Source organism: Pseudoxanthomonas sp. SE1, from assembly GCF_029542205.1.
GTDB lineage: Bacteria > Pseudomonadota > Gammaproteobacteria > Xanthomonadales > Xanthomonadaceae > Pseudoxanthomonas_A.
Map to the genome: position 1 here is coordinate 802218 of NZ_CP113783.1, position 18202 is coordinate 820419.

Consider the following 18202-nt stretch of genomic DNA (forward strand, 5'->3'; position numbering starts at 1 on the left):
GGCTGACGCCATCCCGGACCACAGAGACTGCCGCCATCGAGGCGGCGCACAAGCCCGAGATTGTAAATCAAGCCCCCCTGATGCCGAAGCTGGACCGCTATCTCTTCCGGGAATTCACCCAGAGCTTCCTGGCCACCCTGATCATCCTGCTGATGGTCAGCGTGGGCGGCGTGATGGCGGACCTGCTGGGCGACGTGGCCGACGGCAAGGTGCCGGCGCGCCTGCTGCTGTCGCAGTTGGGGCTCCAGTTCCTCAACTACATGCCCTACATCATCCCGCTGGCGCTGATGCTGGGCCTGCTGCTGGCGTTCTCGCGCCTGTACCGGGATTCGGAAATGGCGGTGCTGACGGCGGCGGGCATCGGCCCGCGCCGCCTGCTGCGACCGCTGTTGATGCTGGTGGTGCCGGTGGTGGTGGTGGTGGGCTTGTGCTCGCTGTGGCTGGGCCCGTGGGCGCTGCGCACGGCGCAGGACATGCTGGAACACGCCAACCGCAGCCTGGTGGTGTCCGGGCTGGATGCCGGCAAGTTCACCGTGCTGTCCAGCGGTGCGGTGGTCTACGTCAGCGCGCTGTCGCCGGATGGCACGGGGCTGAGCAAGGTGTTCATGCATCGTGCGAGCGAGGGCCGCATCGACGTGGTGACGGCGAAGTCCGGGCAGATGTTCTTCGAGGGCGAGCGCAACCGCTACCTGCGGCTGGACGATGGTTTCCGGGTCGAAGGGCCGGATGGTGCGGGCCTGGACTACCGCCTGATCCGCTACAAGTCCAACGAGGTCGCGCTGCCGGACCGCGCCGATACGCTGGACAAGGACGACCCCGCGCTGCTGCCTACCCCCCAGTTGCTGGGCGACGCCCGGCCGCAGGCCAACGCCCAGGTCCACGCACGCCTGACGCCGCCGCTGCTGGCGCTGGCCTTCGCGCTGTTGACCCTGCCGCTGTCCCGCAGTTCGCCACGGCAGACGCGCTACGGGCGGGTCATGCTGGGCTTCCTGGCCTATCTGGTGGGCGTCAGCCTGATGATCAACGGCACCCAGTTGCTGGCCGACGGCAAGGTGCCCGGCGTGGCGGGCCTGTGGTGGCTGAGCGTGCCGCTGCTGGTCGCGGCGTTCTGGTTCTATCTGCGTGATGGGCGTCTTTCGCCGCCGCGGAGGCGTGCATGAGACTGTTGCCGCGCCTGCATGACACCTACGTGGGCCAGGTCGTCCTGGTCACCGTGCTGCTGACCTGGGCGGTGCTGGTGGGGCTGGACGTGGTGATGGCGCTGTCCGGCGAGATCGGCGACCTTGGCACCGGCAACTACACCTTCGGCCATGCGGTCGCGTGGGTGCTGTATACCGTGCCGCGGAGGGCCTACACGATGTTCCCCACGGCAGCCGTGATCGGTTCGCTGATGGGACTGGGGCAGTTGGCGGCCAGTTCGGAGCTGACCGCACTGCGCGCGGTCGGCCTGTCGCGCCTGCGCCTGAGCGTCTCGGTCGCCGCGGCATTGGGCATCCTGACCGTGCTGATGATCTTCAGTGGCGAAACGCTGGGCCCGTGGGGGCAGCGCCAGGCCGACGTGCTGAAGATGGCCGCGCGTACCGGCAACGTCGCGATGGATCGCTACTCGGGCCTGTGGGCGCGCGAAGGCAATACCTTCCTGTATGCGCAGAGCGGCGAAGAGAAGGATCAGGGCGGCGGCAAGGTGTCGCTGCAGCTGCGCGATGTGCGCATGTACGAACTGGCCGATGACGGGCGACTCGCCTCCATCGCGCACGCCGCCGTCGCCGAACACCTGGATGGCTACTGGCTGCTGAAGAACGTGCGCCGTACGACCTTCAACGAGCGGTCCGCCACCCAGGTCACCGTGCTGGGCGAACGCTGGGAATCGGAACTGGATGCCTCGGTGCTGTCGTCCAGCCTGGTGCGTGCACGCAACATGCCCAGCCATGAGCTGAGCCAGAACATCGACTACCGCAAGCGCAACGGGCTGGACGCGCGCGATTACGAAGACCAGTACTGGGCGCGCTGGTTCTATCCGCTCAACGTGCTGGCGCTGTGCCTGGCCGCCATCCCGTTCGCCTTCGGCAGCCTGCGCAGCGGCGGCATGGGCAAGCGGCTGTTCCTCGGCATCGTGTTCGCGGTCGGCTTCTGGGTGCTGCAGACCATGTTCGTGCGCCTGGCCGGTGCGTTCCGCCTGGATTACCGCATCGCCTACGCGGTTCCACCCTTCGCCCTGCTGGGCATCTCCTGGCTGATGTTCCGGCAGAGAAGCCGCTGACGCGCCGTCAGGCGCGCTTCGGCAATCGCGCCATCCGCGTGCCGCTGTAGCGGTCGTGGAAGGTCAGGCGTTCGCGATCCAGCCACGCCCACCAGAACCCCAATCCCGCCGCCAGCGTCGAGACCGTCGCCAGCGTGTAGCGACGCCACAATGCCGCGCGTGTCGGCGCATCCCCTGCGGCGGTGACCACTTTCAGTCGCCAGGGCCGCATGCCGAGCGTCTGCCCGCCGCGTTGCCAGCTCCAGGTGGCGTACACGCCGGTGACGGCCCAGCAGCAGATCCAGAGCAGCCACCACAACGGGCTGAAGGGTTGGATGTTGTGACGGACATTGCCGCTGGCCACCACGTCGATCAGTACGAACGGGACCGCGACGGCGATCCACAGCGCCAGCACGGGCCAGAAGTCGTAGAGCAGCGCGAGCAGGCGCCAGCCGATCAGGGCGCGGGGTTTGTCGGTGGCGGGGGCGGATTTCGTCATCGCGACAGGATACCGGCTAAGGCCCGAATGCCCGTGGGAGCGACGTGAGTCGCGAAGGTCAAAGTCCTTGGTGAGGCCGCAGATCAAGGATCCCGTTCGTGGTGAGCCCGCTCGACGGCGTGATGCCCTCCCTCGCGGACTACGCCGGAAAAAGCTGCCTGTTTTCATTCCCGGGATCGTGTGCTCGCCCGTACGCCCCTTCGCGACTGACGTCGCTCCCACAAGCAGGCGAGGCCATGCCCTCGCTCCCACAAGTAGCGAGTGCATCGCCTAAGCTTGCCGCATGACTGCCCGCACGCCCGCCGAACGCCGCCAGCAGGCGAACGCCCTGCCGTCCGTCCCCGATGCCGACGCCGATGCCATCGCGGCATTCCTCGACGTGATCTGGGCCGAGAACGGCCTGGCGAAGCCCTCGCTGGACAGCTACCGGCGCGACCTGGAGGGTTTCGCGCGCTGGCGCAACGGCCGTGACGGCGGGCTGGCGATGGCTGATCGCGCGGCCCTGTTCGACTATCTCGCATGGCGCACGCGCGAGGGCTATTCGCCGCGCAGCAATGCTCGGCTACTGTCGGCGCTGCGTGCGTTCTATGCGCATCGGCTGCGCCGTGGCGCACGCGCGGACGACCCCACCGCGCTGCTCGATCCACCCCGCCTGCCGCGCTCGCTGCCGAAGGCGCTGGCGGAAACCGAGATCGACGCGCTGCTGGCCGCGCCCGACACCGCCACGCCGCTCGGCCTGCGTGACCGCGCGATGCTGGAACTGATGTACGCCGCAGGCCTGCGCGTCAGTGAGCTGGTCACGCTGCCGGCGACCGCGGTCAACCTGCGGCAGGGCGTGCTGCGGGTCACCGGCAAGGGCAGCAAGGACCGGCTGGTGCCGCTGGGCGAGGAGTCGCAGCACTGGCTGGAAACCTATCTGGCCCGGGCGCGCCCGGCCCTGGCGGGCAAGCGCAGCACGCCGTTCCTGTTCATGGGCGCGAGCGCCGAACCGCCGACCCGGCAGCAGTTCTGGGTGCTGGTGAAGCGTTACGCGGCGCTGGCTGGCATCGATCCGGTCCGGATCAGTCCTCACGGGCTGCGGCACAGCTTCGCCACCCACCTGCTCAACCGCGGCGCCGACCTCCGCGCGCTGCAGATGCTGCTGGGCCACAGTTCCCTGTCCACCACGCAGATCTACACCCTGGTCGCGCGCGAGCACCTCAAGCAACTGCACGGCCGGCACCATCCGCGCGCATGACGCGAGTCACGCTTGCAGGCGATTAAGCCGCCTGCGCGGCGCCTTGTGCCAGAATCGCCGTCTGTTCCTGCCACCCAGCCGCGCTGCGGCATGCCCCGGATGCCCTTGATGCCCCGCCTGATGACTGCCGCCCTCCTGGGTGCCCTGAGCCTGACCGCCTGCGCGCAGGCCCCCCAGCCGCCTGCCCAGGGCGATGCCGCGGCCGCGGCCGCCGCGCCGCAGGCGGCAGTGCGCCAGATCAAGGCGGGCGTGGGCGCCACCCCCGATGAGCGTGCCCGTTCCGCGATCGCCCAACTCAATCCGCAGGCGAAGGTGGAGTACGTCGGCGCCGCACCGTTGCCGGGTTTCCGCGAGGTGATCGCGGGCGGCCAGCTGCTCTACATCAGTGACGACGGGCGCTACCTGATGCAGGGCACCGTTCTGGACCTGGACCAGCAGCAGGACCTGATGCAGACCAGCCCGGCGCTGGCCGGCTACCGCAGCAAGCTGATCGCGACCATCCCGCATGCCGAACGCATCGTGTTCGCGCCGCCGAATGCCAAATACACCGTCACCGTGTTCACCGACATCGAATGCGGCTATTGCCGCAAGCTGCATGGCGAAGTCGGCGAGCTCAACCGTCTCGGGATCGCGGTGGAGTACCTGGCATTCCCGCGCATGGGCCTGGGCAGCCAGGACCACAAGGACATGATCTCGGTCTGGTGCGCACCCGACCGGAAGCGCGCGCTGACCGATGCCAAGGCCGGCAAGCCGATCCCTCAGCGCGACTGCAAGAACCCCGTGACCATGGAGTTCGACGTGGGCCAGCGCATCGGCGTCAGTGGCACCCCCGCGATCTATTCGGCCGAGGGTGTCCAGCTGGGCGGCTACCTGCCGCCCGCCGCCCTGCGGGCCAAATTGGACGAGCTGGCGGCAAAAAAGGCCCCGGCCGCCGCCGCAGGCGCCGCCCCGTGATCCCGACGAAGCCGGCCCTGCGCCGGCTTCGCTACAATAGCGGGCCCCGTCCTGACGGCACGCCCCCACGGTTCCGGACATGATCGTCCTTGAAGGCCAACCGGCCTTGTCGCACTTCCGCCGCGCGCGGCTCGAATCCAAGCTCCAGTCGATTGCATCCGATGTCCACGCTCCAAAGGTGCGTGTCCGCGGCGCCTGGCATGTCTATTTCATCGAACCCGAGGCCGGTGCCGCCCCGGACCTGGCCACGCTGCGCCGCATCCTGCAAGCGGACGACCAGGACGAAGCGCTGGCCGATGGTGCGGTCTCCCGCTTCGTCACCCCACGCCTGGGCACCCTGTCGCCATGGGCCAGCAAAGCCACCGAGCTGCTGCGCGGCGCCGGTCAGCCGGTGAAGCGCGTCGAGCGCGGCATGCGCATTGACCTTTCCGGCTGGGACGATGCGCAGCCGGCGCTGGCGAAGGCGCTGCACGACCCGATGACGCAATCCTTGCTCGCCACGCGCGAGCAGGCGTCGGCGCTGTTCACCGAACCGGTCCGCGGCGAACTGGAACGCATCCCGCTCGCCGAGCTGGAAGCCGCCAACACCCGCCTGGGCCTGGCGCTGGCGGACGACGAGATCGACTACCTGCGCGCACGCTACGCCGAGCTGGGCCGCGATCCGTCGGACGTCGAACTGATGATGTTCGCGCAGGCGAACTCCGAGCACTGCCGGCACAAGATCTTCAACGCCAGCTGGACCATCGACGGCAAGGACCAGGACCGCTCGCTGTTCCGGATGATCAAGCACACCCATGCGCAGACACCGGAGCACACGCTCAGTGCGTACAGCGACAACGCGGCCGTGCTCGAAGGCTATCCGGCCGCGCGCTTCCGCCCCGACGGCGGCGGCCAATACCGCATCGAGGCCAGCGTCGACTCGGCGTTCTGCATCAAGGTCGAAACCCACAACCACCCGACCGCGATCGCGCCGTTCCCCGGCGCCAGCACCGGTGCTGGCGGCGAGATCCGCGACGAGGGTGCCACCGGCCGCGGCGGCAAGCCCAAGGCCGGCCTGACCGGCTTCTCGGTGTCGCACCTGCGCATCCCCACGCTGCAGCAGCCCTGGGAGACGCCGCGCGCGCTGAATCCGCGCATGGCGCCGGCGCTGGAGATCATGCTGGACGGCCCGCTCGGTGGCGCGGCGTTCAACAACGAATTCGGCCGCCCGAACCTGCTGGGTTACTTCCGCAGTTTCGAACTGCCCGAAGGCGCCGGCCTGACCCGTGCCTACGACAAGCCGATCATGCTGGCCGGCGGCCTGGGTGCCATCGACCGCATCCAGGTGGAAAAGAAGACGCTGTCGGCCGGTGACGCGGTGATCGTGCTCGGCGGTCCAGCGATGCTGATCGGCCTGGGCGGCGGCGCGGCGAGTTCGGTGGCTTCCGGCGAGAGTGCCGAAGCGCTCGACTTCGCCAGCGTGCAGCGCGACAACCCGGAGATGGAACGCCGCTGCCAGGAGGTCATCGACCGCTGCGTGGCCATGGGCGCGGACAATCCGATCCTGTGGTTCCACGACGTCGGCGCAGGCGGCCTGTCCAACGCGATTCCCGAACTGCTGCACGATTCCGGCGTGGGCGGCGTGATCGACCTGGGCAAGGTGCCCAGCGACGATCCCTCGCTGTCGCCGATGCAGTTGTGGTGCAACGAATCGCAGGAACGTTACGTGCTTGGTGTGCCGCAGGCGCGGTTGGCCGAGTTCGCGGCGATCTGCGAACGCGAACGTTGTCCGTTTGCGGCCGTGGGTGTCGCCACGAAGGAAGAGCGGCTTGTGGTCGGTTATGGCGCGCTGGCGGACGCCTCCCTTCTCCCTGCGGGAGAAGGTGCCCGAAGGGCGGATGAGGGTGCGACGAAGTCGGGAGAACAGCACGTCGCGGATGTTGCCGCGTCCGCGGTTTCCTTCGGCGCTACTGCTCCGCCGAACCCTCACCCCAACCCCAACCCCTCTCCCGAAGGGAGAGGGCCTTATCCGATCGACCTGCCGATGGACGTGCTGTTCGGCAAGGCGCCGAAGATGCACCGCGACACCGGATACCCGGACGCACCGAAATGGCCCGCCCTGCAGACCGCAAGCCTGGACCTGCATGAAGCCGGCCTGCGCGTGCTTGCGCATCCCACGGTCGCCTCCAAGCAGTTCCTGATCACCATCGGCGACCGCAGCGTCGGCGGCCTGACCGCGCGCGACCAGCTGGTCGGCCCGTGGCAGATGCCGGTGGCCGACTGCGCGATCACGCTGAGCGGCTATGAAGGCTACGTCGGCGAAGCCATGGCCATCGGCGAGCGCACGCCACTGGCGCTGCTCGATGCCGCCGCCGCCGCCCGCATGGCGGTGGGCGAGGCCATCACCAACCTGTGCGCCGCGCCGGTCGAGTCGCTGCACCGGGTGAAGCTGTCGGCCAACTGGATGGCCGCCGCAGGCCATCCGGGTGAGGACGCGCTGTTGTTCGACGCGGTGAAGGCCGTGGGCATGGAGCTGTGCCCGGACCTGGACATCAGCATCCCGGTGGGCAAGGACTCGCTGTCGATGCAGGCGCAGTGGCACAGCGACGGCCAGGCGCAGAAATCGGTGTCGCCGGTTTCGCTGATCATCAGCGCCTTCGCGCCGGTCACCGACGTGCGCCAGCAACTGACGCCGCTGCTGTCGCGCGAAGACGACAGCGAGCTGTGGCTGATCGGCCTGGGTGCAGGCAAGAAGCGTCTCGGCGGTTCCGTGCTGGCGCAGGTGTATCCGCAATCGGGCGGCGATGGCGCGTGGCCGGCCTTCGCCGGCGACGGTCGTGACGAAAGCGTGCCGGATCTCGACGATCCGCAGCGTCTGCGCGACTTCTTCCATCTGATTGCCGACGCACGCGAAGCCGGCCTGCTGCTGGCCTATCACGACCGCAGCGATGGCGGCGCGTTCGCCGCGTTGTGCGAGATGGCGTTCGCTTCGCATCGTGGCCTGGATATCAACCTGGATGGCTGGGGCGACGACGCATTCCGCACGCTGTTCGCCGAAGAGTTGGGCGCGGTAGTGCAGGTGGCCGATGAAGATCGTGCTGCATTCGCCGACCTGGTCGAGCGCCACGCCCTGACCGAATGCGCGCAGCGCATCGCACGCCCGACCACTGCATCCGTGGTGCGCGTGCAGCAGGACGGCGACGTGCTGGCGGAATGGCGCTGGGAAGAGCTGTTCGATGCATGGTGGTCGGTGACGCATGCCATGCAGAAGCTGCGCGACAACCCCGACGCCGCCGACCAGGAGCGCGAGATAGCGCGCCAGTTCGGCCGCACCGGGCTGAAGCCGAAGCTCTCGTTCGATGCCGGCGACGATATCACCGCACCGTTCATCGCCACCGGCAAGCGGCCGAAGATCGCGATCCTGCGCGAGCAGGGCGTCAATGGCCAGATCGAGATGGCATCGGCCTTCACCCGTGCCGGCTTCGATGCATTCGACGTGCACATGAGCGACCTGATCAGCGGTCGCGTGGCGCTTTCGGACTTCAGCGGCCTCGCCGCGTGCGGCGGTTTCAGCTACGGCGACGTGCTGGGCGCGGGCCGCGGCTGGGCGACCTCGATCCTGGAGCGCAGCGCGCTGCGCGATGCATTCGCGGCGTTCTTCGCGCGCCAGGACACGTTCTCGCTCGGTGTCTGCAACGGCTGCCAGATGATGAGCCAGCTGAAGGACATCATCCCCGGCGCGCAGCATTGGCCGGTGTTCCTGCGCAACCAGAGCGAGCAGTTCGAAGCGCGCGTGGCCTTGCTGGAAGTGCAGGAGTCGCCGTCGGTGTTCTTCCGCGGCATGGCCGGCTCGCGCATTCCGGTGGCGGTGGCGCATGGTGAAGGCCGCGCCCAGTTCGCCGGTGCGGTCGATCAGGCCGCTGCGCGCGTGGCATTGCGCTACGTGGACGGCGACGGGGCCATCGCCAGCCTGTATCCGCAGAACCCCAATGGTTCGCCCGACGGCATCACCGGCCTGACCAGCGAGGATGGCCGCGCGACGATCCTGATGCCGCATCCGGAGCGCACCCCGCGCAGCGTCAACCACAGCTGGCATCCGGCGGGCTGGCCGGACGATTCGCCGTGGCTGCGCATGTTCCGCAACGCGCGGGCGTGGGTGGGGTGATCGTGTGCGCCCGCCGGCGACGGCGGGCCACGCCCTGGCAACGCGGCACCTGATAAAGTCCGGGCCTTCAAGGAGGCTTCCGTGAACGCTGCCGCGCTCGACCATCCCCTTTCCGACGATGAGCGCATCGTCGCGGCCCTGCTGGCGCGCGGACGCTTGAAGGAGGCCGATCTGGCGCGTGCCCGCCGGCTGCAGGACGAGACCGGCGGCGATTTGCTGGCGCTGCTGTCGCGGCTGGGACTGGTGTCCGAGCGCGACCATGCCGAGACCGCCGCCGAGGTGCTTGGGCTTCCCCTGGTGGCGGCGAAGGATGCGCCGGACGCGCCGCCGGAATCGGTGGTGCTGTCGCAGCGCTTCCTCAAGCAGTTCCATGTCTGCCCGGTGGGCGAGGGCGAGGGCCACGTCGATCTGCTGATGGCCGATCCGCAGGACCATTACGCGCTTGAGGCCGTGCGGCTTGCGACCGGCCGCGCGGTGCGGCCGCAGGTCGCGCTGCGTTCGGAGATCAGCGACCTGATCGAGCGTTATTACGGCCAGGGCCGCAGCGCGATGGGCGCCATCGTCGAGAACGCGGACGGCGAGGCCACGGCCGACCTGGACGATGTCGAGCACCTGCGTGACCTGGCGTCCGAGGCGCCGGTCATCCGCCTGGTCAACCTGGTGATCCAGCGTGCGGTCGAACTGCGCGCGTCCGACATCCATATCGAACCGTTCGAGAACCGCCTGAAGGTGCGCTACCGCATCGACGGCGTGCTGGAGGAAGGCGAAAGTCCGCCCGCCAACCTCACCGCCGCGGTCATCAGCCGCGTCAAGATCATGGCCAAGCTCAACATCGCCGAGCGCCGCCTGCCGCAGGATGGACGCATCATGCTGCGCGTACAGGGCAAGGAACTGGACCTTCGCGTCAGCACCATGCCCACCGCGCATGGCGAGAGCGTGGTGATGCGCCTGCTGGACCGCGAGACGGTGGTGTTCGACTTCAAGAAGCTGGGCTTCACCGATGCGTTCCTGCCGCAGTTCCAGAAAGTGCTGGAGCAGCCGCACGGCATCCTGCTGGTCACCGGCCCGACCGGCTCGGGCAAGACCACCACGCTGTACACCGCACTGAGCAAGCTCAACACGCCGGACGTCAAGATCATCACCGTCGAGGATCCGGTCGAATACCAGATCGAGGGCATCAACCAGATCCAGGCCAAGCCGCAGATCGGGCTGGACTTCGCCCACGCCCTGCGCAGCATCGTCCGCCAGGACCCGGACATCATCATGATCGGCGAAATGCGCGACCTGGAAACCGCGCGCATCGCCATCCAGTCCGCGCTGACCGGCCATCTGGTGCTCAGCACGCTGCACACCAACAACGCGGCCGGTGGCATCACCCGCATGCTGGACATGGGCGTGGAGGACTATCTGATGACCTCCACGGTCAACGGCATCCTGGCCCAGCGGCTGGTGCGGCGGCTTGAGCCCACGCATGCGGAACGGTACCCCGCATCGCCGGAGGAGATCGAGAAGTTCGCCCTGCGCCGCTTCCAGCCGCAGGGCGAGATATTCCTTTATCGCCCGCGCGGTTCGGCCATCGCGCCGACCGGCTATCTGGGGCGCACGACCATCATCGAGTTCCTGGTGATGAACGACGAGATCCGTCGCGCCATCATGCGCCATGCCGGCATGGGCGAACTGGAGCAACTCGCGCGCGACTCGGGCATGCGCACCATGTACGAGGACGGCATCGTCAAGGCGCTTGCCGGCGAGACGACCATCGAGGAAGTGCTGCGCGTGACCGAGGAGGGCTGAGGCGATGGACAGGATGCTGGCGGGCTGTCTGATGGTGGCGATGTGCGCGATACCGGTTGTCGCGTCGGCCGGCAAGGCCGCGCCGAAGACGCTGGCGCGTGGCGAGCTCCCGACCGGCTTCGCCGTCGGCACGGCATCGCCGTCGCTGGCGCTGCAGGTCGAGATCGTCGACGGCAAGGTCACGGCGTCCGCGCCGGCCAGCGGCGAACCCGGCAACCTGCGCGCCGCGCGCAGTGGCGACGCCGCACAGACCACCCTGATGGTCAGCAGCACGTTGCCGGTGGCGATCAAGTTCGATCTTTACGTCTCGATGGACGGTGAGCAGTTCACCTACGCCAGCAGCTGCGGCGTTACCCCGGGCATTTCTTCCTTCGAGATGTGGGAACAGCCGGTGAAGCATTTCGCGCTGGGCAATCCCCGCGTGCTGCCTGCCGGCCGCATGGCCTGCGACTGAGTTGTGGCGCAAGGCGGAAAACAAGGGCCCGGCAATGCCGGGCCCTCGTCTGTCGCGCTGATGGAACTTACAGGTCGATACCGAAGCCCACGCCGGCCGACTTCTCGTCACCGCTGAACGCGCCGCCGATACTGAACGACGCGCGCTCGCCGATCGGCTTGGAGTAGCCCACCGACAGCGCGTTCTCGCCGTTCTGCCAGCCCGCACCCACGGCCACGCGGCCACGCGGGCTGCGGCTGCCCGCGGCATTGATCGCCATGTTCAACATCGCCGAGCTCATCGCGCCCATCCTGTCGAGCCTGCGATCCTGCTCGGAGAAGCGGCGGTCAACGTCACCGCGGAAGGCATTGAAGTCGTCCTCCAGCGCCTTGACCTGGAAGTCCGCGTACGCCTTCGCACTGGCCAACGTGCTCGCCGAGGATTGATCGGTATAGGACTGTGCGCTGCTGAGCGTGTTGGCGTCGCCCGCATCGGCGTAGGACGCGGCCGCTGCCGGCACGTCCGCTGCCGCGGTGGCGTCGGTCGGTGCCGCGACCGCAGGTTGGCCACTGGCCACGGCGCCGCTGCCGGCGACATCCGTGGTGGTCGCCGTGCCGCGTGTCGGCGTCGACGCGGTGCCGCCGGTACCCGGCCCGGACGCCGTCTCGCCGGCAACCTGGCCCTGGCTGGCCTGCGTCGGCGGTGCCGCACTGGCGGACGCCGTGGCGCCGCTGCTCGATCCACTGTACATCCCGTACAACTCGTTGAGCTTGGCGTCGACGGCGGTGAACGCCGCGCCCACGTTGTTGTACGACGTGCCCTGGATCGTATAGCTCGGCGCGATGAACACGCCGCCGGAGAAGCCGGCGCCGCCGCCCAATGCACTGGCGACGAAACTCAGCTGCGACAGGTTCACGGCATCGGTGGCCTGGGTGCCGGCCGCGACGTTGGTGATCTGCCGCTCGCTACCGGCGCTGCCGACCGAGACGGTGTCCTCGCGATCGGCAACGGAGTCGCCGCCGATGGCCACGCTGTTGTCGGCTTCGGCCGTGGCCAGGTTGCCCACGGCCACCGCATTGACGCCCGGCGTGTAGGCGCCACCGCCCACGGCCACCGAGTAGTCGCCGGAGGCTTCGGTCGGGAGGAAGCCGAAGAACGCACCACCGACGGCCACGCTGTTGTCGCCGCTGGCGATCGCGTTCGAGCCCAGCGCCGTGGCGTCGTAGTTGCTTGCCACGGCGCCGAAGCCCAGCGCGGTCGCACTCTCCTGCGACGCCTCTGCGCCATAGCCGAAGGCCGATGCGGCGAAAGCGGAGGCGCTGCTGTAACTGCCGATGGCAGCCGAACCATCCCCCGAGGCATCGCTGCGGAACCCGTTCGCGGTGGCCTGCAGGCCCGAGGCGGCGCTTTCCGTGCCGGTCGCGGTGGCATAGGCACCGGAGGCGGTCGCACCCGCACCGGTCGCGGTCGCGCCGGTGTCGCTGGCCACGGCACCCGCACCCAAGGCCGTCGCATCGTCCGCCGTCGCTTCCGTGCTGGCGTAGACCGGATTGCCATCTTCATCGAGCAGCGGATCACCGTTCTCATCGAACAGCGGCCGCTGTCCGCCAACCGCGACCGATCCCGCGCCGGTCGCCTGCGCACCTGCGCCGTTCGCTACGCTGTTCTCGCCGGTGGCGGTGGCATTGAAGCCGCTGGCCGTTGCGCCATTGGCAAGGGCGAAGGCGCCCGAGCCGGTGGCCGTCGCACCGACGCCCTCGGCCAGCGCGGCCGAACCCGATGCCGTCGCGTAGTCGCCGGTCGCGGTCGCATCATCGCTGCCGTCCCCCGCGCCATTGGCCTTGAAGTAGCGCGTGGCGTTCTCCGATGTCTCGGCCAGCGCGTTGAGCTGATCCAGGTTCACCGCATCGGTGCCTTCGGTACCCGCGGCCACGTTGGTGATCTGGCGTTCCGCCCCGACATCGCCTACCGACACCGTATCGTCGCGGTCGTTCCACGAATTGGCGCCGATCGCCACGCTGTTGGTCGCGCCCGCCACCGAGTTCACGCCCAGCGCCACGCTGTCGTCACCATCGGCGTAGCTGTTGTGGCCGATGGCCGTGCTGTACTCGCCGGTGGCCCAGGCACCGTTGCCGAAGGCAGAACCGCCGGTGCCGCTTGCACGCGTGTTGATCAGTCCGAAGAACGTGGTGCCACCGACGGCCGTACTCTCTTCTCCCCCGGCACTCGCGCCTTCGCCCACCGCGGTCGCGCCGCTGCCCGCCGCGTCGGCGCCATAGCCGAACGCCGAGGCGAAGTCGCCGCCTGCGCTGCTGTAGCCGCCGACCGTGGTGGAGGCCAGTCCGTCCGCGCTGCTGCGGAAGCCGACCGCCGTGGACTGCGTCTCCGCCGCGGAAGCTTCCGTGCCCAGCGCAGTGGAGTAGGCGCCGGAGGCATTCGCACCCGCGCCGACGGCACTTGCGCCGATCTCGCCCGCGACAGCACCGGCACCCACCGCAGTGGCGTCGTCCGCCATCGCTTCGGTGCCGGCATAGACGGGATTGCCGTCCTCATCGAGCAGCGGATCGCCGTTCTCGTCGAACAGCTGACGCTGTCCACCCAGGGCAATGGAACCCGCGCCCGAAGCTTGAGCGCCGGCACCGTTGGCCACGCTGTTGCTGCCGGTCGCGGTGGCGTTGAAGCCGGTCGCGGTCGCGCCATTCGCCAGTGCGAACGCACCCGAACCCGTTGCCGTAGCACCCACACCCTCGGCGAAAGCCGCCGAGCCGGATGCCGTGGCGTAGTCACCGTTGGCGGTGGCGTCGTCCGTGCCGTCGTCGGCACCATTCGCCTTGAAGTAGCGCGTCGCGTTCTCCGAGGCTTCGGCGACTTCGTTCAACTGGTCCAGGTTCACCGCATCGGTGCCCTCGGTGCCAGCCGCTACGTTGGTGATCTGCCGCTCGCTGCCTGCACTGCCGACCGAGACCGTGTCTTCGCGGTCCGCCACGGAATCACCGCCGATGGCGACGCTGTTGTCGGCTTCGGCCGTCGCAAGGTTGCCCAGCGCCACCGAATTGAAGCCGGGCGTGTAGGCACCACCACCGACCGCGACGGAGTAGTCGCCCGAGGCTTCGGTCGGGATGAAGCCGAAGAACGCACCACCGACGGCCACGCTGTTGTCGCCACTGGCGATCGCGTTGGAACCCAGCGCAGTGGAATCGAAGTTGCTGGCCACGGCACCGAAGCCCAGCGCGGTTGCGCTGTTGCCGCTGGCCTCGGCCCCGTAGCCGAAGGCCGAGGCGCCGAAGTTGGAGGCGTTGCTGTAGCCGCCGATGGCGGTGGCGGCATCGTCGGATGCACCGCTGCGGAAGCCGACGGCCGTTGCCTGGATGCCCGATGCAGTGGCCTCAGTACCGAGCGCCGAGGCATACGCACCGGATGCATTGGCGCCTGCGCCGACGGCGCTGGCGCCAACCTCGCTGGCCACGGCGCCGGCGCCCAGGGCCGTCGCATCGTCCGCCGTCGCCTCCGTGCTGGCATAGACCGGATTGCCGTCCTCATCGAGCAGCGGATCGCCGTTCTCGTCGAACAGCTGACGCTGCCCACCCAAGGCAATGGAACCCGCACCCGAGGCTTGAGCGCCGGCACCGTTGGCCACGCTGTTGCTGCCGGTCGCGGTGGCGTTGAAGCCGGTCGCGGTCGCGCCATTCGCCAGTGCGAACGCACCTGAACCCGTTGCCGTTGCACCCACACCCTCGGCCAGTGCCGCCGAGCCGGACGCCGTGGCGTAGTCGCCGCTGGCTGTGGCGTCATCAGTGCCGTCGTTGGCACCGTTCGCCTTGAAGTAGCGTGTGGCATTTTCGGAGGCTTCGGCGACTTCGTTCAACTGATCCAGGTTCACCGCATCGGTGCCCTCGGTGCCTGCAGCAACGTTGGTGATCTGCCGCTCGCTGCCCACGTCACCGACAGACACGGTGTTGTCGCGGTCCGCCGTCGAGTTGGCACCCAGCGCCACGCTGTTGTCGCCCAGCGCCGTGCTGTAGAAGCCGACCGCTGTGCTGTTGTCGCCGCTGGCCCACGATTCCGCACCCAGCGCCGTGGCGTAATCGCCGGGCGCGTAGGAGAAGAAGCCTGCCGCCGTGCTCTCCAGTCCCGACGCTTCTGCCAGGCTGCCGGCTGCCAGGCTGTAGTCGCCCGCCGCGATCGCGCCCGAACCGAAGGCGGCCGCGCTGAAACCGCTTGCCTGCGTATAGACGAGGAAACCAAAGCCGGGAATCAGATCCGCCGGCCCGCCGACCGCCACGCTGTAGTCGCCGGTGGCGCCGCTGGCGTGGCCAAAGCTGGACGCATACGAGCCGGTCGCCGTGCTGGCGTAACCGAAGGCGGAACTCGCTTCGCCACTCGCTTCGCTGAGTACGCCGAACGACGAACTGCCGAGGGCCGACGCCAGGCTGCCGGAGCCGACCGCCGTGGCGCCCAGGCCGGACGCCACCGTGTTGACGGTGATCGGATTGCCATCGGCATCGAAGGCATCCACCTGTCCGCCGATCGCGATGCTGGATTCGCCGCTGGCTTCCGCACTGCTGCCGTTGGCGACGCTGTTGCTGCCGGTCGCCGTTGCGTTGAAGCCGGTGGCCGTCGCACCGTCGGCCAGCGCAAACGCACCGGAGCCCGTTGCCGTTGCGCCGATGCCGTCGGCGAAAGCCGCCGAGCCGGAGGCCGTGGCGTAGTCACCGTTGGCGGTGGCGTCGTCCGTGCCGTCGTTGGCACCATTCGCCTTGAAGTAGCGCGTCGCGTTCTCCGAGGCTTCGGCGACTTCGTTCAACTGGTCCAGATTCACCGCATCGGTGCCTTCGGTGCCTGCCGCCACGTTGGTGATCTGGCGCTCGCTGCCTGCACTGCCGACCGAGACCGTGTCTTCGCGGTCCGCCACGGAATCGCCACCGATGGCGACGCTGTTGTCGGCTTCGGCCGTCGCAAGGTTGCCCAGCGCCACCGAATTGAAGCCGGGCGTGTAGGCACCACCACCGACCGCGACGGAGTAGTCGCCCGAGGCTTCGGTCGGGATGAAGCCGAAGAACGCACCACCGACGGCCACGCTGTTGTCGCCACTGGCGATCGCGTTGGAACCCAGCGCAGTGGAATCGAAGTTGCTGGCCACGGCACCGAAGCCCAGCGCGGTTGCGCTGTTGCCGCTGGCCTCGGCCCCGTAGCCGAAGGCCGAGGCGCCGAAGTTGGAGGCGTTGCTGTAGCCGCCGATGGCGGTGGCGGCATCGTCGGATGCACCGCTGCGGAAGCCGACGGCCGTTGCCTGGATGCCCGATGCAGTGGCCTCAGTACCGAGCGCCGAGGCATACGCACCGGATGCATTGGCGCCTGCGCCGACGGCGCTGGCGCCAACCTCGCTGGCCACGGCGCCGGCACCCAGGGCCGTCGCATCGTCCGCCGTCGCCTCGGTGCTGGCGTAGACCGGATTGCCGTCCTCATCGAGCAGCGGATCGCCGTTCTCGTCGAACAGCTGACGCTGTCCACCGAGCGCGACCGCGCCGGATCCCGATGCTTGTGCCCCCGCACCGCTGGCGACGCTGTTCTCACCGGTCGCGGTCGCGTTGAAGCCGGTCGCTGTCGCCCCGTTCGCCAGTGCGAACGCGCCTGAGCCCGTCGCGGTCGCACCGACGCCTTCGGCCAGTGCCGCCGAGCCGGACGCCGTGGCGTAGTCGCCGCTGGCTGTGGCGTCGTCCGTGCCGTCGTCCGTACCGTCGTTGGCACCGTTCGCCTTGAAGTAGCGCGTGGCGTTTTCGGAGGCGTCGGCAACTTCGTTCAACTGATCCAGATTCACCGCATCGGTGCCCTCGGTGCCTGCAGCAACGTTGGCGATCTGCCGCTCGCTACCTGTGCTGCCAACGGACACCGTGTCTTCGCGATCGGCAACCGAATCGCCACCCAGCGCCACGCTGTTGTTGGCGGTCGCTGACGCGAGGTTGCCGATGGCAGTGGCATTGGTGCCCGGAGCCCACGCACCGCCACCGACCGCAGTGGAGAAATCGCCCGACGCCTCGGTTGGCAGGAAACCCAGCAGCGAACCGCCGACCGCCACGCTGTTGTAGCCCGTCGCGATGGAGCCCGAGCCCAGTGCCGTGCTGTCGCCGCCACTGGCATCGGCGCCGTAGCCGACCGCCGTGTCGAAATCGCCCGACGCGTTGGCGAAGCCGCCGATCGCGACGGTCGCAATGCCGGTGGCGGTGCTGGTGTGGCCGGCCGCCAGCGCCTGCGTGCCCGACGCGGTGGAAGCACTGCCGAAGGCACCGGCATACGCGCCCGTCGCATTGCTGCCCGTGCCGACCGCGCTGGCGCCTGCACCCGTTGCATTCGCCTGCGTGCCGACGGCGGTCGCATTGGCGCCGGCGGCGTTGCTCTGGCTACCCAGCGCCGTCGCGCCCTGCGCGGTCGCGCTGCTGTCGTAGCCGACGGCGGTGGCATTCACGCCCGTGGCTTCGGCGTAGCCGCCGACGGCGGTCGCTCCCGCCTTGTTGGCAATGCTCTTGTAGCCGACCGCGACCGCATGGCGACCGGACGCATCCACGCCGTCGCCGCACGAGACCGCGTTCTCGCCGGGGCGCCCGTCCTTGATCGGATTGCCGCGTGCATCCACGCAGTAGGCAGGTCCCGTTCCGATCTGGGGCTTGTCGTTCTGGGGCTGGCCTTTCTGTTTGTCATGCGCCAATGCCGCGCCGAACGGTGCACCTGCAAGCAGGGCCGAGACCAGCAGCGTCACGCCAAGGCGCGCACGCACGCGCGCACCTGACGACATCACGCCATGTGCGCGCCGCGCGAACTCCGAGGCCACCACCAGCATGCCAAGGGAAGGGTTCCACACCTTGCTGTAAATCCTGTTCATGGATCACGTCCTTCATTCTGTGTTT

At 68.8% G+C, this 18202-nt stretch carries 9 protein-coding genes; 7 read left to right on the forward strand and 2 right to left on the reverse strand.

All coding sequences use genetic code 11. From position 1 onward, the window contains the following. Positions 1-80: 80 nt before the first annotated feature. Entirely contained in the window at positions 81-1160 is a 1080-nt protein-coding gene (lptF, locus tag OY559_RS03650) for an LPS export ABC transporter permease LptF (RefSeq protein ID WP_277728755.1), read from the forward strand. Beyond that, positions 1157-2260, forward strand: a complete 1104-nt coding sequence (lptG, locus tag OY559_RS03655) for an LPS export ABC transporter permease LptG (RefSeq protein WP_277728756.1) — start codon at positions 1157-1159, stop codon at positions 2258-2260. Before lptF ends, lptG begins: the two co-directional genes overlap by 4 nt. A 7-nt stretch (positions 2261-2267) precedes the next feature. On the opposite strand, the gene OY559_RS03660 is transcribed toward lptG, so the two are convergent. Continuing rightward, a complete protein-coding gene (locus tag OY559_RS03660) occupies positions 2268-2738 on the reverse strand; it encodes an RDD family protein (RefSeq protein ID WP_277728757.1) in 471 nt (156 codons plus the stop codon). Positions 2739-3021: 283 nt separating this feature from the next. Here OY559_RS03660 and xerD point away from each other — a divergent pair, with 283 nt between their 5' ends. From xerD to OY559_RS03685, 5 genes are all read left to right on the forward strand, one after another. Next, positions 3022-3975: a site-specific tyrosine recombinase XerD gene (gene xerD, locus OY559_RS03665; RefSeq protein WP_277728758.1), complete on the forward strand. Its 954-nt coding sequence runs from the start codon at positions 3022-3024 to the stop codon at positions 3973-3975. 108 nt (positions 3976-4083) lie between these two features. Beyond that, a complete protein-coding gene (locus tag OY559_RS03670) occupies positions 4084-4929 on the forward strand; it encodes a DsbC family protein (RefSeq protein ID WP_277728759.1) in 846 nt (281 codons plus the stop codon). A 79-nt stretch (positions 4930-5008) separates the two neighbouring features. After that, on the forward strand, positions 5009-9073 hold the full coding sequence (purL, locus tag OY559_RS03675) for a phosphoribosylformylglycinamidine synthase (RefSeq protein WP_277728760.1): 4065 nt from the start codon (positions 5009-5011) through the stop codon (positions 9071-9073). Positions 9074-9154: 81 nt separating this feature from the next. Next, complete coding sequence (gene gspE / locus OY559_RS03680; RefSeq protein ID WP_277728761.1) at positions 9155-10867, forward strand: type II secretion system ATPase GspE; 1713 nt, start codon at positions 9155-9157, stop codon at positions 10865-10867. A 4-nt stretch (positions 10868-10871) separates the two neighbouring features. Beyond that, positions 10872-11321: a hypothetical protein gene (locus OY559_RS03685; protein ID WP_277728762.1), complete on the forward strand. Its 450-nt coding sequence runs from the start codon at positions 10872-10874 to the stop codon at positions 11319-11321. A 67-nt stretch (positions 11322-11388) separates the two neighbouring features. Here OY559_RS03685 and OY559_RS03690 read toward each other — a convergent pair whose 3' ends face one another. Continuing rightward, complete coding sequence (locus OY559_RS03690; RefSeq protein WP_277728763.1) at positions 11389-18177, reverse strand: ESPR-type extended signal peptide-containing protein; 6789 nt, start codon at positions 18175-18177, stop codon at positions 11389-11391. Positions 18178-18202 lie beyond the last annotated feature (25 nt).